Source organism: Bradyrhizobium sp. Leo78 (assembly GCF_059512425.1).
In genome coordinates this window covers 117,336-139,304 of sequence record NZ_JCAMOT010000014.1, presented here as the reverse complement: position 1 = coordinate 139,304, position 21,969 = coordinate 117,336, and the positions used below count along the sequence as shown (strand labels likewise).

The following is a 21,969-nucleotide window of genomic DNA, read 5'->3' as shown; positions in this document are numbered from 1 at the left end:
AGATCGCGCGCCGCCGGTTCCGCCGCGCTGCGAATGGCCGCGAAAGGGGGCCGCTCCGACCTTTCGCGGTATCAAAACACCATGTGACATTTTTTTCTCGTTTGTATTGCGGATTCCGCGTCGCTGAAGTGTCTGTAGAAGAGGGGGCATCTTGGGGCGGTGCATGCAGATGATTGAGAACGAGGAGGCTCGGCGCGCGCTTCAGCCTCAGGGGGTGATTGCACGTGAAATCCTTATCCCCGACGCCGATGTGGCAGAGGACGGCGATCTGGTCGCCACCGTCGTCGATTTCGTGAATTGGGCGATTGGCCCGGCCCACCTGGTCTCCGGCGAGATCGTCGCGGAGGCATTCTGGAGCTATCACGCCGACTATTATCTGGCCCAGGTCAACAACGGCGGCCATGGCCAGTTTGCCCATAACGGTGGAATGAGCGAGCAGACGCTCGACAATTGTCGCCGCGGGCTCGTCGCGATGGGCGCAAAGGATTACGTCGCGATCTTCGACGAGTTCATGGCCATCATGGAGGGCGATCCGCGTCGGGCAAAAGCCATACAGGATGGCAGCGGTTTTGGGAAAATCGATCCCGCGATCGAACTGCTCGACAAACGCTTCTTTGCGCTCGGCGACATGACCAAGCTCAACGCAGCCTGGCTGCGCACGCTGCCGGCCCTGCGATCGCTGCCAAACGATCGGCTCACGGCCGAGCGCGAAGCGGTCATTGTGCGCAATTCCCTGCTTGCCGCCCGCCAGGACTATCTGCGGCGGGCCAAAGCGCGTTTCAGCGCCTCTGACCCGATCCAGGTGGCAGCGCGTGCGACCTGCGCGCAGGAGCGCATCGCCTTCGAAGGCGTGAATGCGGGCCTACCGGTGGGCGATGGTCAGATCGCCTGGACGCTGAGCACGTCGGCCGGCTCGCGCATGCTTGTGATGGGACATGGCATCGCCGTGCTGCGGGACAACGGGTCGCTGCGCGGCCAGTATTTCTTCGAAACGCGCGATACCTATCCTGCACTCGTCGGCGACGGCGAAATGCGCCGGGCGCTGATCGATGCGACATCGCGTGATATTCGCGAGCGGATGAGATCGGCTGCGGGCGAGAGGACATCGGCATCGCTAGCGCAGTCCCGTGAGACCATATTGGCGAACTTTTTGTCGCCTGCGTTCAATGCCTTCTGGGGCAGCTTCACGGCCGGATCGAAACGGATCAACACGGCGATCACCTGTCCCTATGTCGGGCACAATCCCTCTCTCGTGAGCTACGTTCCGCGTGCCTCGTCTCCGCTCCTGGCGGCTACCGAGGAGCATTCCCTGATCCGGCTCATTATGGCCAATGCGCTGTGGGATTCGTTCCTGGCTGCCGATGCCTTCAACGATTCGATGCTTGAGGAGCCCGATCGCGCCGCGGCCCTGTTGATCAATCTCGGAGCCGCCGCCACGGTTGCGGCGACCAGCCTGCGCGTGCTCGATACGGATCGCATCGCGGCGCTTGCCGTACTTGCGCCCGGCGATTTCGAGCGGGAGCAATACAACGTCCGATTCCAGCTACTCGAGATCGCGCGCTGGTGGTTCAGTTTCGTGCCCAAGGCGGCAGCCGCGTTCGCAGAAACAAGTTTTGCGCAGCGGTCGTGGATGTTCAACAACGTCTGCTTCAACCACGCGCAGGCGCTCGCCGAAGCGCTCCGCCCCTCGGTGACATCAGATTTGACCGAAGCGCTGGTCTATTTCGATCGGGAATATCCGTCGATGGCAATTCCGTCCATGGAAGCGACCTATGATCTGGCGCTCAAGACATGCACCTCATATTTCGCGAGGTCCGAGCGCCACGCCAAGGCATGGGCAAACGTCGTCGCTGAAACGCGCCATATGATTATGAGCGCCAATCCCTACGATGAGGCGACGGTATTCGTGGTTACGCCCGACATTGTGCAGGTTCGCACCTCCGAAAAGCTGGTCGGTCTGATCGGGGTTGTTGAGAACGAGGTCAGGGCGCGGCAGGTTTTCTACTATCGCAAGGAAGGCGCGCGGGCAGCTCTTTGACAGAGTGCCCGAAACGCAGCCTCATCACCCGCTAGAGATAATCCAGCCCGATATCGAGGGCGGCCGAGGAGTGCGTGACCCAGCCGACGGAAATGAGGTCGACGCCGGTCGCCGCGATCGCGGGCGCAGTGGTGGCCGTGATGCGGCCCGATGCTTCCGTGATAACCTTGCCGCGCGTCATCGTCACGGCCTGCCTGAGATCGTCGATCGTCATGTTGTCGAGCAGGACCGCGTCGATCCCGAGCGCCAGAGCTTCTTCGAGCTGCGCCAGCGTGTCGACTTCGACCTCGACTTTGACGAGATGGCCGACATGCGCCTTGGCACGCTCGATCGCGGTGCGGATGTTGCCGGCAAGCGCGATGTGGTTGTCCTTGATCAGCACGGCATCGTCGAGGCCGAAGCGGTGATTGCTACCGCCGCCGGCGCGCACCGCGTATTTTTCCAATGCGCGCAGGCCGGGCGTGGTCTTGCGAGTGCAGACGATCTGCGCGCGCGTGCCTTTCACGGCAGTAACCAGCGACGCCGTTGCCGTTGCGACGCCGCTGAGGTGGCAAAGGAAATTGAGTGCGGTCCGCTCGCCCGTCAGCAGCGCGCGCGCCGGGCCGTTGATGGTCGCGATCGTGTCGCCGGGCGCGACGACGCTGCCATCGGGCCGTTCGATCTCGATTCGGATCGCTGGTGATATCGTTTGAAAGGCGCAGCGCGCCACATCGAGGCCGGCGACGACGCCCGGCTGGCGTGCCCGCAACGCGAGCGAAGCGCGCTGGTCGGCGGCCACGATCGCGTCCGCCGTGATGTCGCCGGCACGGCCGAGATCCTCAAGCAGCGCGGTTCGCACCAGGGGTTCGTACATCAGGGGCAGAAGGGGATTGAGTGTCACGACTGAGCGCTCCTGATCGGCAGTTCGGATTCGATGATCTCGCCGGCGATACTGAGTGCACCTGCGAGGGTGAAAGTGGAGGGCACGCCCTTGGGCAACGTGTCCGGAAAGTCGGTGCGGTAGTGGCCGCCGCGGCTTTCCTCGCGCCTTGACGCTGCGACGGCGATCATCAATCCGACCAGCGCCGGATCGGCGGCGGAGCCGCTCCCCCTGGCCATCGGATAGAGATTGCGAATGGCGCGCTCGATCGAGGGCCGATCACGAAGCACGCCGAGGGCCTGCGAGACGAACGGCCGCACCGTCGATGGATCTGATGCAGGCGGGAGCGCGGTCGGCGTGCGCAGAGGAGCGGCACCGCTAGCCACGCCATTGACGCTCTCGGCGACCCATTGCGCAGAGACGATGGCTTCCATCAGCGAATTGCTAGCGAGCCGATTGGCGCCGTGCAGGCCGGTGCGGCTGACCTCGCCGCAGGCCCACAAGCCCGTCACCGTGCTGCGGCCTTCGCCATCAACGGCAATGCCGCCCATGTGATAATGCGCCGCCGGACGGACCGGGATCGGATCGTCGGCCGGATCGATACCGGCCATCTTGCAGAACGCGCTGATGACGGGATAGCGCTGCGCGAAATTCTTGCCTGGATGCTGCCGTGCATCGAGGAAGACGCGGTGTCCCTCGGCGCGGCGGCGCCAGACCGCGCGCGCCACGATGTCGCGCGGCGCGAGCTCGGCGCCCGGTTCGTTCGCCATGAAACGCTGCCCGGTCTCGTCGATCAGGATCGCGCCATCGCCGCGGATCGCTTCGGTCAGCAGTGGCATCGGTCGCGACGGCCCGTCGAAAGCGGTGGGGTGAAACTGGATGAATTCGAGATCGGAGAGGACGGCGCCGGCACGGCCGGCGAGCGCCAGCCCCTGGCCGAAACAGCCCATCGGATTGGTGCTGTCCTGGAACAGGCCGCCGATGCCCCCGGTCGCCAGCACGACGCGGTTAGTCGGGATGACGAGCGAGCCACGCTCGTTTGCAGCAAGCACGCCCTCGACTGCGTTGTCCCCGACGATGAGTTGGCGCGCCTCAAAACCCTCGATCAGCGTAATCGACGGGCAGCGCCGCACGGCGGCGATCAGTGCGCGCATGATCTCGCGCCCGGTGCCGTCGCCGGTGGCGTGAACGATCCGCTTGCGGCTGTGCGCGGCTTCGAGTCCAAGCTGCCAGCTCCCGTCTGGCCTGCGATCAAAGCCGACGCCGAGCCGCGCGAGACGCTCGACGGCAGCGGGCGCTGCATCCACGATGCGGCCCGCGGCTTCTTCGTCGCAAAGGCCGGCGCCGGCGGCGATGGTGTCCTGCAGATGCAGGGCAGGGGTGTCGTCGTCACCGACCGCCGCTGCGAGCCCGCCTTGCGCCCACATGCTGGAGGCCTCCGCCCCGAGCGGCGATTTCGACAGCAGCACGACCGGTGCGGGCGCAAGCTGCAGGGCCGTCATCAATCCAGCGGCGCCGCCGCCAATGATCACCGGTTGCCCGGCCAAGGCCGAAACATCCAAGCTCATAGCGCCAGCATCCTTTCGACGGAGCGCCGCGCGCGCTCAGCGATCTCAGGATCGATCGTGACCTCGTGCTCGTTGGTCTCGAGCGCGTGGCGAATGTTCTTCAGCGTGATCCGCTTCATGTGCGGGCAGAGATTGCAGGGGCGGATGAACTCGACGTCGGGATGGAGCACCGCGACGTTGTCGCTCATCGAGCATTCCGTCAGCAGCACCACGCGTGCCGGATGCTCCTTGCTGACGAAGCCGGACATGGCTGCGGTGGAGCCCGAGAAATCCGCCTCAGCCACCACCTCGGGCGGACATTCCGGATGCGCCAGGATGGTGACGCCGGGATGATTCTCGCGAAGCTGGCGCACATCCTCGGCATTGAAGAGCTCGTGCACTTCGCAATGGCCCTTCCAGGCCGTGATCTTCACCTTGGTCTGCGCGGCGATGTTCTGCGCCAGATATTCGTCCGGCAGCATGATGACATGCTCGACGCCGAGCGATTGCACCACAGCGAGTGCATTGCCTGAGGTGCAGCAGATGTCGGACTCCGCCTTCACCGCGGCCGAGGTGTTGACATAGGTGACGATGGGGGCGCCCGGATAGCGCTCGCGCATCAGCCGTACATCGGCCGCCGTGATGGACTCCGCGAGCGAACAGCCGGCCTTGAGGTCGGGGATCAGCACCGTCTTCTCGGGATTGAGCAGCTTTGCCGTCTCCGCCATGAAGTGCACGCCGGCGAGCACGATGACGTCGGCATCGACCTTGGTCGCCTCGCGCGCGAGCGCGAGGCTGTCGCCGACGATGTCGGCGACGCCGTGGAAGATTTCCGGCGTCTGATAATTGTGCGCCAGCACCACCGCATTGCGCGTGCGCTTGAGTTCTAGGATGGCGTCGACATCATCGGCGAAGGTCGCCCATTCGAATTCCGGGATCACCCGTTTGACGCGGTCATAGAGCGGCGCGGTGCGCGCGAGCGCACCGGATGAGATTGCAGCCATTTATGCTCTCCTTGAGTATATTTCGCATTATACTTATCCTGAGCATAATGGAAGTCAAGAGCGTGAGAGTGGAAGCTTGGTGCCGGCGACGGCCCGTTCGGCCACAATGCCGTGACGGAAGCGGAATAGCTTGGCGGGGCGACCGACCGTCTCGGCAGCCATTGCGCCTGTCTCTTCAACGAGTTCCTGCTGCTCGATCAGGCGCCGAAAATTCTGTTTGTGCACAGTGCGGCCTGCAAGGGCCTCAACACTGCGTTGCAGTTGTAGCAGGGTGAATTCGGCCGGCATCAGCTCGAAGACGACCGGCCGGTATTTGATCTTGGCACGCAGCCGCGCGATGCCGGTGGCCAGAATGCGGCGATGATCCGAGATCATGGCGCGGCCGGGTACGACGGCATCCCCGGTGCCCTTGGCACGAACTGCTTCGGGGATCAGGGAGGCCTCATAGAGCAGCTCATAGCGCTGCAGCACCAGTTCCTCGTTCCAGGTGCGGTCGTCGAGGCCGAAGGTGATGGCGGCGCGCTGCCAGCGCGCTTTCTGCACGGAGGTACTCTCCGCCGATTTGGCCCAGGCCCGCAGCTTCGGCGCCACGATCTTTGCAATCAGGGGCGGGGTGCCGGCGCGATGGTCTTCCCACGGGAAGTATTCATACCAGCCGGACCAGTGGCCCTCCGAGCCTTCTCTGACTTGGTCCTCGCGGGTCAGGCCGAGATAGCTGATCGAGATGCGATGCGGCGCTCTGGCGTCGCCGGTGCGTCCGTGATCGGCGAAGGTATAGAGCTGCTCGACATAGCCGAGCGGGTGTCCGGTCTGCGCCTCGACCCAGGCCCGCAGGCCGGTCTGCAGCGAGCGGTGCCCGAACTGGAACGGACCGCTCGGCAGCGCGGTCGCATTCGCGATCGTCATGATCTTCGGCTCGCTCTCGGTCACCGCGACCAGGACGGCGACGAGGTCGGCGGCGATCGCGTCGATCGATGTTTCGGCTTTTCGCGATGCCTTTGCCAAGCGGGAGTCCTGTCGCGGCTAGCAATAGCCGTAAACGCCGCAGGCGTACGGCAGGCGGTTCCAGTAGGGACCGCCGTAGTAGGGGCCCCCATAATACGGACCGTCATAGCTGTAGGAGAAGTGATTGCCGTAATAGCCGGGCAGGGTCGACGAACCCGGCAGGATCGGCTCGCCACTGACGAATGGCACGTAAGGGATCACGGCCGCAGGCGTGAACAGCACGTCCGGATCCTGTTCGACTACGACGATCTGGCGGCCACGGCGGATATAGGGGGCTGATGTCACTGACGTTCGGTATTTGTAGTGCGGGCGCGGCAGGCCGGGCGGCAGTTGGCGGGCGGCGCGGTAGGCCGCGCGCTTGGTTGCAACCGGGCCGTCGGCGGCAACGGCGGCATCAATCGCAAGCAGGGCGATCGAAGAGAACAATATCGAGCGTAGCATCGTCGTCTCCGAATCGAGAGGGCGACAGAATGCCACCTTATAGCGGAATGACCGTTAATGAGAGGCTCGCGACATCAGACCAGCGCCTTCACCGTCATGGCCAGGCTTGACCCGGCCATCCACGTCCTCTTGTTCGCCACTTCCAAGAACGTGGATGCCCGGGACGAGCCCGGGCATGACGAAGAGAACTTGGCGCGTTCCGCACACGGGGACCTTAAGCCCGCAGCGCCTGGTCGAGGTCGGCGATCAGGTCGTCCTTGTCCTCGATGCCGATAGAGAGCCGGACCACGTCGGGGGCGGCGCCGGACTTGATCTTCGCGGCATCGTCGAGCTGGCTGTGGGTGGTGGACGCCGGGTGGATCACCAGCGAGCGGGTGTCGCCGACATTGGCGAGGTGCGAGAACAACCTGAGGTTCGACACCAAATTGACGCCGGCGTCATAGCCGCCCTTGAGGCTGAAGGTGAACACGGCGCCCGCGCCCTTCGGCGCATATTTGCGCGCGAGATTGTTGTACTTGTCGCCGGAGAGCCCGGCGTAATTCACCGACGCCACCGCGGGATGGCCGGCCAGGAATTCCGCGATCGCTTTGGCGTTGTCGCAATGCTTCTGCATGCGGAGCGGCAGCGTCTCGATGCCGGTCAGGATCATGAAGGCGTTGAACGGTGACAGCGCCGGGCCGAGATCGCGCAAGCCGAGCACGCGGCAGGCGATCGCGAAGGCGAAATTGCCAAAGGTCTCCTGGATCTTGATGCCGTGATACTCCGGGCGCGGCTCGCTCAGCATCGGATATTTGTTGTCCTTCGACCAGTCGAAGGTGCCGGCATCGACGATGATGCCGCCGAGCGAGTTGCCGTGGCCGCCCAGGAACTTGGTCAGCGAGTGCACGACGATGTCGGCGCCGTGGTCGATCGGCTTGATCAGATACGGCGTTGCCAGCGTGTTGTCGACGATCAGCGGCACGCCGGCCTTGCGCGCCACCGCGGCGATGGCCTCGATATCGGTGATGCTGCCGGAGGGATTTGCGATCGATTCGATGAAGATCGCCTTGGTGTGCGGCGTCACCGCGCGCTCGAAGCTTTCGATCTCGTCCGGATCGGCCCAGGCGACGTTCCAGCCGAAGCTCTTGAAGGCATGGGTGAACTGGTTGATCGAGCCGCCATAGAGTTTTCGCGCGGCGATGATCTCGTCGCCCGGCTTCATCAACTGCTGCAGCACCACGACCTGCGCGGCGTGTCCCGATGCGACCGCGAGTGCGGCAGTGCCGCCTTCGAGGGCGGCGACGCGCTCCTCCAGCACCGCATTGGTCGGGTTGCCGATGCGGGTATAGATGTTGCCGAACGACTGCAGGCCGAACAATGAGGCCGCATGGTCGGCGTCGTTGAACACGAATGACGTCGTCTGATAGATCGGCGTCGCCCGCGCGCCGGTGGTGGGATCGGGCTGCGCACCGGCATGCACGGCGAGGGTCGAAAATCCCGGAAGGCGATCGGTCATTCTGAGTGTCCTGTGTTTGGATCGGAAATGAAATGCGCGGCATGCTGATGGCAGCAACGACGGCCGTCAAGGCGAGTTGCGAGCCATATGCGCGTTGGGAACAGCGTGCTTCGTTATGACGCGATGTCGAAACATTTGTTTCGCCGTTGCGTCACGTCGTCTCGGTCTTGTTCTTTGCGGCACGATCGGATGCGGCGGTTTCGCCGCCGCCGACGCTCATCCGATTCAGCGACAGCCGCATGCCCTGCGTCGGCATCGGCGCACGCTTGGAGCTGAGCGTCCGCGAATTGACGCCCATCCAGGAAATCTCTGATGACAGGCGGCCATATTCGATTTTCGGGCAGCGGTTCATGACGACCTTGATGCCGACAGCTTCGGCCTTTGCGGCGGCCGCATCGTCACGTGCGCCGAGCTGCATCCAGATCACCTTCGGCAAGGGCGACAGCCTGAGCGCCTCCTCGACAACCGGCATGATGTGGCTGGAGTTGCGAAAGATGTCGACCATGTCGATCGGGCGTCCGATGTCGGCGAGCGACGCGACGAAGGGCTTGCCGAGCAGGCTCTTGCCGACATGGCCGGGATTGACCGGGATCATGTCGTAGCCGCGCTCCGCCAGATATTTGAAGGCGAAATAGCTCGGCCGCACATTGACCGGCGAAGCGCCGACCATCGCGATCGACTTCACGCCGTTGAGAATGCCGCGGATGTAGTTATCGGGGTAGCTGTCGTGGTTCATCTCTAGTCTTTATGTCAGCTGCGTCATTGCGAGGAGCGAAGCGACGAAGCAATCCATGCTTCAGCAAGCGGATGGATGGATTGCTTCGCTTCGCTCGCAATGACGGGAAACTATCTATCCTGCCATTTCGGTTCGCGCTTCTCGATGAAGGCACCGATACCTTCCTCGGCGTCGCGCGCCATCATGTTTTCGGTCATCACCTCGGCGGCGTAGCGATAGGCGTCCGCGAGTGTCATCTCGGCCTGGCGGTAGAATGCCTCCTTGCCGAGCTTGACAGTGTAGGCGGATTTCAGCGCCACTTTTTGCGCCAGCGCAATCGCGGCCTCGCGTTCGGTGCCGGCAGGCACGACGCGGTTGATGAGGCCGATGGTCTGCGCGGTCGCGGCCGAGATCGGCTCGCCGGTCAGCAGCATCTCCATGGCCTGCTTGCGCGGAACGTTGCGCGACAGCGCCACCATCGGCGTTGAGCAGAACAGGCCGATATCGACGCCGGGCGTCGCGAAGGTCGCAGTCTCAGAGGCGACCGCTAGATCGCAGCTTGCGACAAGCTGGCAGCCGGCGGCGGTCGCAATCCCCTGGACGGAAGCGACCACAGGCTTCGGCAGGCGCACGACCGCCTGCATCATCGCGCTGCAGGCATTCATGATCTCTGCGAAATAGGCGCGGCCCCGATCGGCATCGCTGCGGCGCGCGGTGAGTTCCTTCATGTCGTGGCCGGCCGAGAAGGCGGGGCCGTTGGCGGCAATGACCACGCCGCGCACGGCTGGATCGTCATGAATTGCCTTCAGCGCGCCATGCAGCTCGGCGATCAGGCCTTCGGAGAGGCTGTTGCGCGCGGCGGGACGGTTGAGCGTCAGCACGCCGATGCTGCCGACCTGCTCGCGCAGGAGGATCGGCGATTGCGGCGCGACGGCACGGGCTGCTTGGGGCATCTCCAGATTTCCACTAAGGCTTTTTGTCAATTAAGGCTTGGCTACAACTTAATGTAACACGCTGACTGAATCGAGGGTGGGGACGGCATGGCGCTGGCGAAAATGAGCGTGGCTGAAGTGGAGAGGTTCCTCCGCGAGGAGTTTCCGCAGGCGTTCAGCGGGAACGACATCATCATCGAGAGCGCCGACGGCGAGACCTGTCTCTTGCGCCAGCGCTACAGCGAGCGGATGCTGCGGCCGGGCGGCACCGTGTCGGGTCCGACGCTGATGGCGCTGGCCGATTTCGCGATGTATGTGGTGCTGCTGTCGGCGATCGGCCCGGTGGGTCTGGCGGTCACCACCAATCTCAACATCAATTTCCTCCGCAAGGGGCAGCCGGGGCGGGACGTGCTGGCGGCGGCGAGGCTGCTGAAGCTGGGCAAGCGGCTGGCGGTCGGGGAGGTCAACCTGCTTTCGGGCGATTCGGCGGATCCGATTGCGCATGTGACGGCGACCTATTCCATTCCAAATAAATAGAGTTTCTGAAGGTATTATTACACCTTATTTATAAGCCATTGTTTTGACTAATATAAATCGCGCCAATTGGCGTTGACGAATTTCGTTCGCTTCTCTAGAAAGCCGCCAGTCCGGCGCGGCAGTCTTGCGCCGAAAACTCCTTTCCACGGACAGCTCACATGAAAACCTTTTCGGCCAAGCCCGCCGAGGTGCAGAAGAAGTGGGTCGTGATCGACGCCAAGGGTGTGGTGGTCGGCCGGCTCGCCACCATGGTCGCGATGCGCCTGCGCGGCAAGCACCTGCCCACCTACACGCCGCATGTCGATTGCGGCGACAACGTCATCATCATCAACGCCGCTCACGTTGTGCTGACCGGTCGCAAGCGCGACCAGAAGGTCTACTACAAACACACCGGCTATATCGGTGGCATCAAGGAGCGCAGCGCGAAGCAGATCCTCGAGGGTCGCTTCCCGGAGCGCGTGGTCGAGAAGGCCATTGAGCGCATGATCCCGCGCGGTCCGCTCGGCCGCATGCAGATGGGCAATCTGCGCGTCTATCCCGGCGCCGAGCATCCGCATGAAGCGCAAAACCCCGAGAAAATCGATTTCGCCTCGCAGAACCGCAAGAACATGAGGGCCGCATAAGATGTCCGATACCATGCAGTCTCTCGATCAGCTTGCGCAGCTGAAGCCGGCGGCTCCCGATGCGCCGAAATATGTGAAGAAGATCGACAAGTACGGCCGCGCTTATGCCACCGGCAAGCGCAAGGACGCGGTTGCCCGCGTCTGGGTCAAGCCGGGCTCCGGCAAGATCTCCGTCAACACCCGAGACGTCGAAGTCTATTTCGCCCGTCCGGTGCTGCGGATGATGATCCAGCAGCCGCTGGTCGCCGCCGCCCGCGCCGGCCAGTATGACGTGATCTGCACGGTCACCGGCGGCGGCCTGTCCGGCCAGGCCGGTGCGGTGCGCCACGGTCTCTCCAAGGCGCTGACCAATTTCGAGCCGGAATTGCGCGGCGTCCTGAAGAAGGGCGGCTTCCTGACCCGCGACTCGCGCACGGTCGAGCGCAAGAAGTACGGCCGCGCCAAGGCGCGCAAGTCGTTCCAGTTCTCGAAGCGCTAACCGCTTCACTGCAATTTGCACCAATTGCGAAGGGGCGCCGCGAGGCGCCCTTTTTGCTGCGCCTTTGCGCATCAATTGTCGCAGTTTTTCCCGAAAACTTTTGTGTGCACGCAAACGGATTGCCAACGCGCCACGCATAGCCTGAGCAGCATTAACGGCGCGCAATCCTTTTCGGATCGCGCCCTTGAGATCGTGGCATCACACGCTTTCATCGCACGCACCAGGCAGGGCTCATGTCGTTCGATACTTCGACGCTTTATCTGTTTGCCACCATGGTGGCCGGAATGCTCGGCGCCATGTTGTTGTTCTTCGGCAATCAAGAGAAGATTCCGGCGTTGAAGTGGTGGGGCAGCGCGTATCTGCTCGGTGCTGCTGCGGTCGCGGCATCGACCATCGCGGGCTCGATGCTGGGCGAAATTGCTTCGCTGGCGCTGAATGCGGTGGGCTTCATCGCCTGCGGCATGGTGTGGAACGCGGCACGCGTGTTTCATGGCCGCAAGCCGAATGTCGCCGGTCTCGTGCTCGGCGCGATCGCCTGGGTCGGCGCCGCGCTGACCTTGCCGCCTGAGCTGCCCACGCTGAAGCTGACCATCGGCGCCGCGATCATCGCGATCTACGCATGCCTCACGGCAGCCGAATTGTGGAGCGAGCGGCGGCGCGCGACCCAAAGGCGATGGCCCGCACTCGCGGTGCCCGTGCTGCACGGCTGCGTGCTGCTGCTGCCGATCCTGGTCGGCAATTTCCTGCGCCCGCATGATGCGGCGTTCGGCGACAGCACCTGGGTGACGGTATTCGCTGTCGAACTCATCCTCTATGCGATCGGCACCGTCTTCGTGATCTTCATGCTGGTATCGGACCGCGAGGTGACCGCGCACAAGACGGCGGCCTCGATGGATCCTCTGACCGGCATGTTCAACCGCCGTGGCTTTGCCGAGGCCTGCACGCGGGTAATCGAACGCGAGGCAAGCGCCGGCCGGCCGGTGACGGTGATGATCTTCGACATCGACCACTTCAAATCGATCAACGACCGTTTCGGCCATCCCGCCGGCGACGAGATCCTGAAATTGTTCTCGGCCGTCGTCGTCAACAACCTCCGCATCAGCGATCTCTCCGGCCGCATTGGCGGCGAGGAATTCGCGGCGCTGCTGCCGTGCTCGCTGGAGGAGGGCGTGCTCGCCGCCGAGCGCGTGCGCGAGTGCTTCCAGGCCTCCGGCATCGTCTGCGACGAGGGGGCGGTCGACACCACCGTCAGCATCGGCGTTGCGGGTGGACCGGCAGGCACCGAGCTCGAGGTGCTGCTGGCGGCCGCCGATACCGCGCTCTACCAAGCCAAGCGCGGCGGCCGTAACCGCGTCGAGGCCGCGGAAGAGTTGCCGCTGTCGCTGGAGAACTGGCGGCGCAAGACCGCCGGTCTCGCACCGCAGGCGCGCGAGACGCCGATCGCGGCGTGAGAGCGATTTGAGCGATGTTGGTAGGATTCCATTTACCATTCGATTCCTATGATCCGGGCCATGGAATCGACCCGCCTTCACAATGCCCAATCCGCCCTGCTGTCGCTCGAAGCCGCCGCCACCACCGCCCGCGGCGGGTTCGCCTGTCTGTTCTCGAGCTCGGCTGAATACGAGACCGCGCTGATCGCCGAGCGGCGCGCCCAAGGCCGCTACGGCCGCCCGCGCAGCCCTTGGCCGATGCTGATGTTTCTGGGCATCACGTTGATGGTCCTCGGCACGGTGCTCGTGTTCAATTAGGTAACGGGAACATCCCGTATCGGTGAGGGCGCCGCGAGGCGCCTTTTTCTTTTCCACAAGCTGGGCTAGAGACGGGCCCTTTCCAGGGAGAAGCCCAATGGTCACCGAAATTGCACTCATCGACGTCAAGCCCGGCAGCGAGAAGGATTTCGAAGCTGCGGTGGAGAAGGCACGACCGCTGTTTCTGCGCGCCAAGGGCGGCAAGGGGTTCGAATTGCACAAGTCGATCGAGAAGCCGTCGCGCTACCGGCTGGTTGCGAAGTGGGAGACGCTGGAGAACCACACCGTCGATTTCCGCGGCTCGGAAGACTTCGCCGCCTGGCGGGCGCTGGTCGGGCCGTTCTTTGCCGCGCCGCCGGAGGTCGAGCATACCGAGATCGTCGTGACGGCCTGAGGCTCCTCACGCCGCCGCAGTCGGCTCCTCGGCCTTGAAGTGGTCGAGCATCACCTTGGCGATTGCCATCAGGGGGAGCGCAAGCGCGAGCCCCCAGACGCCGAACACCACCCCGAGCAGGATCTGGAACGCAAACAGCGTGGCAGGCGGAATATCGAGCGCCTGCCGCTGGATGATCGGGGTGAGCACGTAGCTCTCCATCGCGTGCACGCCGAGGAACAGCACGAAGGCGGAGAGCGCCGCGATCCAGCCCGAGGCAAGGCTCGCGAGCACCACGATCAATCCCGCGAGGATCGCGCCCACCGTCGGAATGAAAGCGAGCAGGCCGGCCTGGATACCCAGGATGAACGAGCTCTGGATGCCGATGATCGAGAGCCCGATCCAGGTGACGAAGAACACCGCGCCCATGGTGATGATCTGGGCGATCAGCCAGCGCTCCAGTGTGTCCCCGATACGGTCGACGATGATGGTGGCCTGCTCGCGGTGCCGGGCCGGCATCACGAACAATAGCCCGGCGCGGTAGATGCTGGGTTGGGCGGCGAAGGCAAGCCCGAGAAACAGCACGATGAAGAAGTTGCCGACCGCGCTCACGGTGCCGAGCAGCACCTTGAGGGTCTGACTGATGATCGCGCCGCCGCTGGAGGCGAGCGCGCCGGCGCTCGGAAGATTATGGGTCGCCGCCGCGCCTGGGGTCGTCGGTGTCGTCGAGTCCGTCGGTGCGGAGACTTGGTTGCTGAAATCGAGATAGCTGGTGTCGATGCCGTGGCTCTCGAGGAAGGACTTCACGTTCACCAGTTGCGACTTGATGGTGTCGCTGAGCGCGGAGGCCTGCTGGGCGATGGTCGCTCCGCCGAGAAAGACGACGCCCGACAATAGCGCCGCCAGCGCCAGGCAGACGATGGTCAGCCGAAGTGCATGGGGCAGCTTAACTCCGTGGCCGAGCAGGTTGGTGAGGGCGTTGAGCGCGACGCCGAGCAGGACCCCGGCGAAGATCAGGAACAGCGTCGCCGCGTAATGCCAGGCGAGCGCCAAGAGCGCCGCGAACAGCACGATGCCGATGCCGCCAACGCTGATCGCCCACGCCAGATCGTTGCGGGCCTGCAGGTGGTCGCCGCCGGGTAGCCTCACGTTGATTCCTTCGCCATCGATTGATCTCACCTTGTCGCCAAAATCCCGTCGGGATCAAGCCGTGTGCCGGTTTGCCGCTGCCGGTCGGGCAGGCCTTCCCACGGGATAGGTGCAGGCCGCCCGGGCCAGCCTGCGGGGCCGCGTTCGTCCCTTGACCCCGCCGCGCCTGCGTCTCGTGCCAATGTGCTCCGCCAGCATAATATGTTGATCCATGATCCAGTCGGGGGCATTATCTCTCTGGAACCATGACAAACATAGAAGATCATTCCTACGCGAGATACTGAGCAATGAGACGGCCCGTGGTCGGCGTGATCGGAAACGCCCATCGCATCGAAGATCGTTTCACGGTTCAGATGGTTGGGGAGCGCAACCTGCGCGCGATCACCGATGTCGCCGGCGCTGTTCCGCTGATGTTCGCCGGTTCGCCCGAGATTACCGACGTCGGCGCCTTGCTCGACGTGGTCGACGGCGTGGTCCTGACCGGGGCGCGGGCCAATGTGCACCCGACCCGCTTCAAGTGCGAGCCGCATATCAGTCACGAGCCTTATGACATCCATCGTGACGAGGTTGCGCTGGCGTTGTCGGAAGCCTGCGTCGCGCGCGGTATTCCGCTGTTCGGCATCTGTCGCGGCCTGCAGGAGATGAACGTCGCCTTTGGCGGCTCGCTGCATCCCGAGATCCGCGAACTGCCGGGACGCATAAACCATCGCATGCCGCGGCTGGAGAATGGCGAGATCCATCCGGATCCGCTGGTCGTGTTCGCTGACCGGCATGACGTGACGCTCACACCGGGCGGCGTGTTCGCGAAGCTCCTGGGCTGCGAGACCATCCGTGTCAATTCGCTGCACGGGCAGGGCATCCTTGAGCCCGGCGAACGCGTCGTGATCGAAGGCGTCGCCGAGGACGGCACCATCGAGGCAATCCGCATCGCCGACGCGGCGGCCTTTGCGCTCGGCGTGCAGTGGCACGCGGAGTACGACCCGCAGCGCAACCCGATCAACAAGAAGTTGTTCGAGGCTTTCGGGGCAGCGTTGCGCGAACGGCAGCGCGCGGCGGCGTAGCTGCGTTGCTCGCCATGAGGGCGATTGGGTTCTGATTCATTGTCAAACAGCGATTGCGTAGGAGGGTAGAGCGAAGCGAAACCCATCGCGATGGAGCAAGTTGCGCGATGATGGGTTTCGCTTCGCTCTACCCATCCTACGATCCCGATGAACCTCGCACCGCTGTCGTCCCCGCCAAGGGCGCAATTGCGCCCGGGATCGGGGACCCATAACCACAGGAAGGTGTTGTGGCGCGAGCAAGCGGTTACAGCGGAGCACACGACAACGGCTTCGCCGCGGCGCGCAAGCCCGGACGACGTGGGGTGGGGTTCTGATTCAAATTTCAAATAGCGTGAGGATGTGAATCCGCATTCTCCCGACGGCGAAAGCGGAATATTTTTCGCAGCAAGACTGGACAGACTTTTGGTGATTTGCCCCGTCGGGTTGTGACGCATTGCAGCAGCTAAGCTCGAGCTGCCGGCACGTCCTTTGCCCGGTCGTTGCGATCAGCGTCGACTTGCCGAACTGTTTCCGCTGCAGCGAGCGCCTTTTTGCGCCCGAGCTTCCGGACGACTGTATAAAAGGCCGGCGTAAACAAGAGGCCGAAGGCGGTCACTCCCAGCATTCCCGCGAAGACCGCCGTGCCGAGCGATTGACGCATTTCCGAACCCGCCCCGGTTGCGACCACGAGAGGTGCAACACCGAAGATGAACGCCAGCGACGTCATCAAGATCGGCCGCAGCCGCGTGCGCGCCGCGCTAACGGCGGCCTCGCCGGGCGTGGCGCCGGCTTCCTCGGTTTGCCGTGCGAATTCCACGATCAGGATCGCGTTCTTTGCAGCGAGTCCGACCAACACGACGAAGCCGATCTGCGCCAGCACGTCGATCGCCATGCCGCGCATCAAAAGTCCTGTCACGGAGGCGAGCAGGCACATTGGAACGATCATCACCACCGCGAGCGGCAGGTTCCAGCTCTCATATTGAGCAGCGAGCACCAGGAAGACGAACAAGGCGGCTGCGCCGAACACCAGCAAGGACGAGGTCCCCGGCTGTTGCTGCTGGAAAGCAAGCTCGGTCCATTCAAAGCCGATGCCTGGCGGCAGCACCTCGTGCGCCAGTTCCTCCATGCGGTGCAACGCGGTGCCGGTCGCGACGCCTGGCGCCGCGACGCCCATCACTTCAGCAGCGGGGAATAGATCGTAACGAGGCACGCGATAGGGTGCGTTCTCGGATTTCAACCGCGCCACCGTGCCGACCGGCACCATCTCGCCGGAGGCGTTGCGCGCCTTCAGCCGCGCGATGTCGTGCGGATCCTGGCGGAACGAGCCGTCGGCCTGCGCGATGACTTGGTAGGTTCGGCCGAGATAGTTGAAGTCGTTGACATATTGCGAGCCGAGATAGACTTGCAGGGTGTTGAAGACGTCGGTGGGCGTCAGCCCGACCTTCTCGGCTTTCTCCCGATCGATATCGGCATAGACCGAAGGCGAGCGCGTACCGAACAGAGTAAAGACGCCCGAGAAGCTCGGATCCTTGTTGGCGGCTGCGACCAGTGCCTGTGCCGCTTTCGACAGCGCCTCCGAGCCGAGACCGGCACGATCCTGCAGCATCATCTTGAAGCCGCCAGCATTGCCGATGCCCTGCACCGGCGGCGGTGGGATCGTCAGCACATAGGCTTCCTGGATCACCGAGAGGCGCTTGCGCAGATCGGCGAGCACGCTCGGTGCCGTCAGGCCAGGCACATCATGGTTATAGAGCGATGGCAGGCCGGAAAAGATCGTGCCGGCGTTGGAGGCGATGGTGAAGGTGGTTGCATCCAGTCCTGCGAACGGCGCGACATGCTCGACACCGGGCGTGGTCATGATGATCTCGATCGCCTTCTTGACCACCGCCTCCGTGCGCTCGAGCGAAGCGCCGGGCGGCAGTTGCACGACGGTGATGAGATAGCCCTGATCTTGCTCCGGAATAAAGCCGGTAGGAGCGCGGGCGAATTGAAAGCCGGCCACGCCGATCAGCCCGCCGTAGACCACAAGCACGACGCTGGTGATCTGCACCAGCCGCCGCGTCAGGCGTCCGTAGCTCGTCGACAGCCACTCGAAGCCGAGATTGAACCGCGCAAATCCAGCTTGCACCAGCCGGGCGATCCATGGGCCGCGCGGCTTCTGGCCGTGCTCGTGAGCCTTGAACAACACCGCGCACAGGGCAGGGCTCAGGGTCAGCGAGACAAAGCACGAGATCAGGGTGGAGACGGCGATCGTGACCGCGAACTGGCGAAAGAACTGCCCGGTAATACCCGACAGGAAGGCGGAGGGCACGAACACCGCGCATAGCGTCAGCGCAATCGAGATCAGCGCTCCGCCGACCTCGTCCATTGTGACATGGGCGGCTTGGGCCGGCGTCATGCCGCGTTCGAGATTGCGTTCGACATTCTCCACCACGACAATGGCGTCATCGACGACAATGCCGACCGCGAGCACGAGGCCGAACAGCGACAGGTTGTTCAGCGATATTCCGAGCGCGTAGAGGAAGGTGAAAGTGCCGACCAGCGACACCGGGATTGCGATCACCGGAATGATCGCAGCGCGCCAGCTCTGCAGGAACAGGAACACGACGCCAACCACCAGGAGGATCGCGATGAAGATGGTCTTGATCACCTCGTCGACCGATTTGCCAACGAAAATGGTGGGGTCGTAAATGATCTTGTACTGCAGGCCGGGCGGGAAGTCCTTGCCCAGCTTTTCCATCGCATCGAGCACTTCGTGCTCGACGGCGAGGGAATTGGCGCCCGGCTGGGCGAAGATCAGGAGCGGCAGGCCCGGCTCGCGATCCATGTAGGCGGACGATCCATAATCGGAAGCGCCGATCTCGACGCGGCCCACATCGCGCAGCCGCGTCACGCGGCCCTCGTTATCCGACTTCAGGACGATGGCGGCGAACTGTTCTGGTGTCGACAGGCGCCCAAGCGTCTGCACGTTGATCTGATAGGCCTGCTTGGAGGCGACCGGCGGCTGGTTCAGCACGCCCGCCGAAACCTGGACATTCTGGGCGCGCAGCGCGGCGAGCACCTCGCTCGCGTTCATGTCGTGCGCGGCGACCTTGTCGGGATCGAGCCAGATGCGCATGGCGTATTCGCGTCCACCTTGCATCTGCACGTCGCCGACGCCCGGCAGCCGCGCCAGCACGTCCTTTACGTGCAAGGTCGCGTAGTTCGATGTGTAGAGCAGGTCCCGCGACGAGTCGGGCGAATAAAGATGCACCGCGAGCAGGATGTTTGGCGTCGACTTGCGCACCTGAACGCCGAGCCGCTGGACGTCCTCCGGCAGCCGGGGAAGCGCATCCTGGACGCGGTTCTGCGTGAGCATCTGCGCGACGTTGAGGTCGGTCCCGATGCGAAACGTCACGGTGACGGTGAGCTTGCCGTCGCCAGTGGACTGACTGCTCATGTAGATCATGTTCTCGACGCCGTTGATCTGCTGCTCGAGCGGCGTCGCCACTGTGCGCGATACCGTCTCGGCAGATGCGCCGGGATAAGTGGTGGTGATCTGGACCGTCGGCGGCACGATCTCCGGATATTGCGCGATCGGCAGGATGGCGAGCGCGCCGAGGCCGATCAGCGTCAGGAAGACGGAGAGGACAGTCGCAAAAATCGGCCGGTCGATGAAGCTGTGGGTCACGAGGAAGCTCCTGTCTTCTCGGTCCTGGTTTTTAGCCTTTGCCGTTAACCTTGGCCGTCAACCTTGGCCGTCGGCGGCAGCGTCGTAGTGGATGACGCCGTCCTGCGGCGCCACCTTGGTGCCGGGAATGGCGCGTACCAGGCCGTCGATGACGACGCGGTCGCTCGCCTCGAGGCCCGACCGGATCACGCGCAATCCGCCGCGAAGATCGCCGGTGGTTACGATCTTTGGTTTCACGGTCGCGTCAGGACCGACGGTCATGACCAGCCGCTGCGACTGGTCGAGCATGACAGCGGCGTCCGGCAGGAGATAAACTTGGCTCGGCGGCGCGATCGCAACTCGCAGCCGTGCGAATTGGCCTGGCGCCAGGAACAGATCCGGGTTCGGCACCGTGGCGCGGGCATGAATCGTGCCGCTGGAGCGATCGAGCGCATTGTCGATGAAGTCCAGCGTGCCCTCGCGGATGAAACTGTTCTCGTCGCTGAGGCTGATCGCGACCTTGTTGGCGAGCGGACCGCCAACGCGGGCGCGCTCGCGCGAGAACGTCAGGAAATCCGATTCGCTCATGTCGAAATCGAGATAAAGAGGATCGAGCGAGACCAGCGTCGTGAGCAGCGTGGTCGGACTGGTTGCGGCACGGCTGCCCGCGACCAGGCTTCCGATCGAAACCTGGCGCGCGCCGATGCGCCCGCTGAACGGCGCCCGTACGCGGCAGTATTCAAGGTCGAGTTGCGCATCCCGCACCCGCGCCTTGGCGTCTTCGACCGCGGCCCGCGACGCATCCTGGTCGTTGGTGCGCTGGTCGACCGTCTCCTGCGTTGCGAACTCGTTGCGCTTGAGCGATTGCGCGCGCGAAAGCTGGTTGCTGGCAAGCGCCACGCGGGCCATTGCGGTCTCAAGCGCGGCTTGCGCCTGCGCCAACCTGATCTCGTAGGGCCGCGGGTCGATCACGAACAGCAGGTCGCCCTTGTGGACGATCTGGCCATCCTTGAAATGAATCTCGGTCAGGGTGCCACCCACCTGGGCTCGCAATTCAACGCGGTCGATAGCGGAGAACTGTCCGAGGAAACCGACCCTGGTATCGACCTCACGCTGCAAGGGCTGGCTCACCGTCACCGGCAGGGGAGGCGCTGACGCGGCCGCCTGGTCTGCGTTGCGAGGCGCAAAGCCCAGGTAAACAAGGAGCGCGGCAAGCACCGCTATTGCAGCGATTGCGGCCGTTCTCCATGTCCGCCGGCGCGGAGCCGGCGGCTTCAGCGGTTCTCGTTCAATGTTCGAATGATCGCTGATCTGATCCATGAGGCTACCATCAGTCCTTGCCATGCCGGCAGTTCGGCCGAAGCTCTGCCGGCCTGCCGAATCACACCGGCCAGTCCAGGTTTCGGGAGGAGGTCTCGCCAGGCAGTTATTTCGGAAGCGGATAAGTTGTGTTCGGGGTTGAAATTTGGAGGGGGAACTCCAATATGCTTCGCGAGATATAAACTTGGGGAGGCGCTGTTCAAGGATTTTTGGAGTGATGACACCAAAAATAAATCAAGGGAAGAAAATTCAGGCAAAGAACGCTCAGGACGAGAGGCGCGGCCGGGGCCGGCCGGCCGTATTCGACCGTGACGCCGCGCTGCAGGAGGCGATGAAGCTGTTCTGGGAGCGCGGCTATGAGGGCACGTCGTTCAACGACCTCATCGCCGCGATGGGGATCAGTGCGTCGAGCTTCTACAACTCGTTCGGCAGCAAGGAAGATCTCTATTGCGAAGCCACGCATTCCTTTCTCGAATGGTCCGGCCAATGGTTCTTTTCCATTCTCAACGATCCTTCAATCGACACCAGGACCGCGTTCGCTCGCCTGTTCGAGGCGACCGCAGAAGAGTTCACCCGCGGCGATCATCCGCTCGGCTGCATGATCTCGCTTGCGGGCACGCATTGCGCACCGGGAATGAAGAACATTCGCGACATGATGGCCGAGCATCGCGCTTTTTCTGAAGGCGCGATGGCTGCACGCATCCGAAAAGGCGTGATGGATGGCGACGTAGCCCGAGATGTCGATTGCGAAATGCTGGCCGCCTACTACAGCGCGGTCGCACGCGGGCTTGCGGTGCAAGCGCGCGATGGGGCTACGCGGACGAAATTGTCTGAAATTGGCCGGCTGGCCATGCGTGCGTGGCCGATGACAAAGAGTGACGATCACAGCTCGGCCGCGCTCGCCGCTGATCGGTCGCGCGAGGCCTGATCTATCGCCCACGATCAGATTGCAGCGGGCCGCGGAACGTAATCCATACGAACAAGGTCCACCGCGAAAGATTGCGGTAGACCTTGAC

At 63.6% G+C, this 21,969-nt stretch carries 20 protein-coding genes; 9 read left to right on the top strand and 11 right to left on the bottom strand.

Going from position 1 to position 21,969, the window contains the following annotated elements:
• The first annotated feature begins 163 nt into the window (after window positions 1-163).
• Window positions 164-2,038, top strand: coding sequence for a DMP19 family protein (locus AC5ZG1_RS19660; RefSeq protein WP_496133799.1), 1,875 nt, complete (start codon window positions 164-166; stop codon window positions 2,036-2,038).
• Window positions 2,039-2,069: 31 nt separating this feature from the next.
• Here AC5ZG1_RS19660 and nadC read toward each other — a convergent pair whose 3' ends face one another.
• The 8 genes from nadC to AC5ZG1_RS19620 form a co-directional block, all read right to left on the bottom strand.
• Window positions 2,070-2,918, bottom strand: coding sequence for a carboxylating nicotinate-nucleotide diphosphorylase (gene nadC, locus AC5ZG1_RS19655; RefSeq protein WP_130228807.1), 849 nt, complete (start codon window positions 2,916-2,918; stop codon window positions 2,070-2,072).
• Window positions 2,915-4,465: an L-aspartate oxidase gene (locus tag AC5ZG1_RS19650; RefSeq protein ID WP_496133798.1), complete on the bottom strand. Its 1,551-nt coding sequence runs from the start codon at window positions 4,463-4,465 to the stop codon at window positions 2,915-2,917. The genes nadC and AC5ZG1_RS19650 overlap by 4 nt, the downstream gene beginning before the upstream one ends.
• Window positions 4,462-5,448 (bottom strand): quinolinate synthase NadA, encoded by a 987-nt coding sequence (gene nadA / locus AC5ZG1_RS19645; protein WP_496133797.1) that lies wholly within the window; start codon window positions 5,446-5,448, stop codon window positions 4,462-4,464. The genes AC5ZG1_RS19650 and nadA overlap by 4 nt, the downstream gene beginning before the upstream one ends.
• 54 nt (window positions 5,449-5,502) lie before the next feature.
• The gene (locus AC5ZG1_RS19640) at window positions 5,503-6,453 is read right to left on the bottom strand and encodes an NUDIX hydrolase (protein ID WP_130228810.1); all 951 of its coding nucleotides are present in this window, start codon (window positions 6,451-6,453) and stop codon (window positions 5,503-5,505) included.
• Window positions 6,454-6,471: 18 nt separating this feature from the next.
• Window positions 6,472-6,894 carry a hypothetical protein gene (locus AC5ZG1_RS19635; RefSeq protein WP_496133796.1) on the bottom strand — a complete coding sequence of 141 codons (423 nt, stop codon included), beginning with the start codon at window positions 6,892-6,894 and terminating at the stop codon, window positions 6,472-6,474.
• Between the two features lie 214 nt (window positions 6,895-7,108).
• Window positions 7,109-8,389 carry an O-acetylhomoserine aminocarboxypropyltransferase gene (locus AC5ZG1_RS19630; RefSeq protein WP_028162840.1) on the bottom strand — a complete coding sequence of 427 codons (1,281 nt, stop codon included), beginning with the start codon at window positions 8,387-8,389 and terminating at the stop codon, window positions 7,109-7,111.
• Between the two features lie 151 nt (window positions 8,390-8,540).
• Window positions 8,541-9,125 (bottom strand): CoA-binding protein, encoded by a 585-nt coding sequence (locus AC5ZG1_RS19625; RefSeq protein ID WP_130228813.1) that lies wholly within the window; start codon window positions 9,123-9,125, stop codon window positions 8,541-8,543.
• Window positions 9,126-9,235: 110 nt separating this feature from the next.
• Window positions 9,236-10,057 carry an enoyl-CoA hydratase gene (locus AC5ZG1_RS19620; RefSeq protein ID WP_496133795.1) on the bottom strand — a complete coding sequence of 274 codons (822 nt, stop codon included), beginning with the start codon at window positions 10,055-10,057 and terminating at the stop codon, window positions 9,236-9,238.
• An 87-nt stretch (window positions 10,058-10,144) separates the two neighbouring features.
• Here AC5ZG1_RS19620 and AC5ZG1_RS19615 point away from each other — a divergent pair, with 87 nt between their 5' ends.
• The 6 genes from AC5ZG1_RS19615 to AC5ZG1_RS19590 all read left to right on the top strand — a co-directional run bounded on the left by AC5ZG1_RS19615 (window position 10,145) and on the right by AC5ZG1_RS19590 (window position 13,816).
• The gene (locus tag AC5ZG1_RS19615) at window positions 10,145-10,573 is read left to right on the top strand and encodes a PaaI family thioesterase (RefSeq protein ID WP_130228815.1); all 429 of its coding nucleotides are present in this window, start codon (window positions 10,145-10,147) and stop codon (window positions 10,571-10,573) included.
• Between the two features lie 158 nt (window positions 10,574-10,731).
• Entirely contained in the window at window positions 10,732-11,196 is a 465-nt protein-coding gene (gene rplM, locus AC5ZG1_RS19610) for a 50S ribosomal protein L13 (protein ID WP_028162836.1), read from the top strand.
• Window position 11,197: 1 nt separating this feature from the next.
• Window positions 11,198-11,674: a 30S ribosomal protein S9 gene (gene rpsI, locus AC5ZG1_RS19605; protein WP_028162835.1), complete on the top strand. Its 477-nt coding sequence runs from the start codon at window positions 11,198-11,200 to the stop codon at window positions 11,672-11,674.
• 233 nt (window positions 11,675-11,907) lie between these two features.
• Window positions 11,908-13,125: a GGDEF domain-containing protein gene (locus AC5ZG1_RS19600; protein ID WP_130228816.1), complete on the top strand. Its 1,218-nt coding sequence runs from the start codon at window positions 11,908-11,910 to the stop codon at window positions 13,123-13,125.
• Between the two features lie 60 nt (window positions 13,126-13,185).
• Complete coding sequence (locus AC5ZG1_RS19595; protein ID WP_028162833.1) at window positions 13,186-13,422, top strand: hypothetical protein; 237 nt, start codon at window positions 13,186-13,188, stop codon at window positions 13,420-13,422.
• A gap of 97 nt (window positions 13,423-13,519) precedes the next feature.
• A complete protein-coding gene (locus tag AC5ZG1_RS19590; RefSeq protein ID WP_028162832.1) occupies window positions 13,520-13,816 on the top strand; it encodes an antibiotic biosynthesis monooxygenase family protein in 297 nt (98 codons plus the stop codon).
• A 6-nt stretch (window positions 13,817-13,822) separates the two neighbouring features.
• Here AC5ZG1_RS19590 and AC5ZG1_RS19585 read toward each other — a convergent pair whose 3' ends face one another.
• Window positions 13,823-14,944, bottom strand: coding sequence for an AI-2E family transporter (locus AC5ZG1_RS19585; RefSeq protein ID WP_496133794.1), 1,122 nt, complete (start codon window positions 14,942-14,944; stop codon window positions 13,823-13,825).
• 287 nt (window positions 14,945-15,231) lie between these two features.
• Here AC5ZG1_RS19585 and AC5ZG1_RS19580 point away from each other — a divergent pair, with 287 nt between their 5' ends.
• On the top strand, window positions 15,232-16,005 hold the full coding sequence (locus AC5ZG1_RS19580) for a gamma-glutamyl-gamma-aminobutyrate hydrolase family protein (protein ID WP_456642317.1): 774 nt from the start codon (window positions 15,232-15,234) through the stop codon (window positions 16,003-16,005).
• Between the two features lie 442 nt (window positions 16,006-16,447).
• On the opposite strand, the gene AC5ZG1_RS19575 is transcribed toward AC5ZG1_RS19580, so the two are convergent.
• Window positions 16,448-19,654, bottom strand: coding sequence for an efflux RND transporter permease subunit (locus AC5ZG1_RS19575; protein WP_496133793.1), 3,207 nt, complete (start codon window positions 19,652-19,654; stop codon window positions 16,448-16,450).
• Between the two features lie 57 nt (window positions 19,655-19,711).
• A complete protein-coding gene (locus AC5ZG1_RS19570) occupies window positions 19,712-20,953 on the bottom strand; it encodes an efflux RND transporter periplasmic adaptor subunit (RefSeq protein ID WP_496133792.1) in 1,242 nt (413 codons plus the stop codon).
• A 217-nt stretch (window positions 20,954-21,170) separates the two neighbouring features.
• Here AC5ZG1_RS19570 and AC5ZG1_RS19565 point away from each other — a divergent pair, with 217 nt between their 5' ends.
• Window positions 21,171-21,881, top strand: coding sequence for a TetR/AcrR family transcriptional regulator (locus AC5ZG1_RS19565; RefSeq protein WP_496133791.1), 711 nt, complete (start codon window positions 21,171-21,173; stop codon window positions 21,879-21,881).
• Window positions 21,882-21,969: the final 88 nt, after the last annotated feature.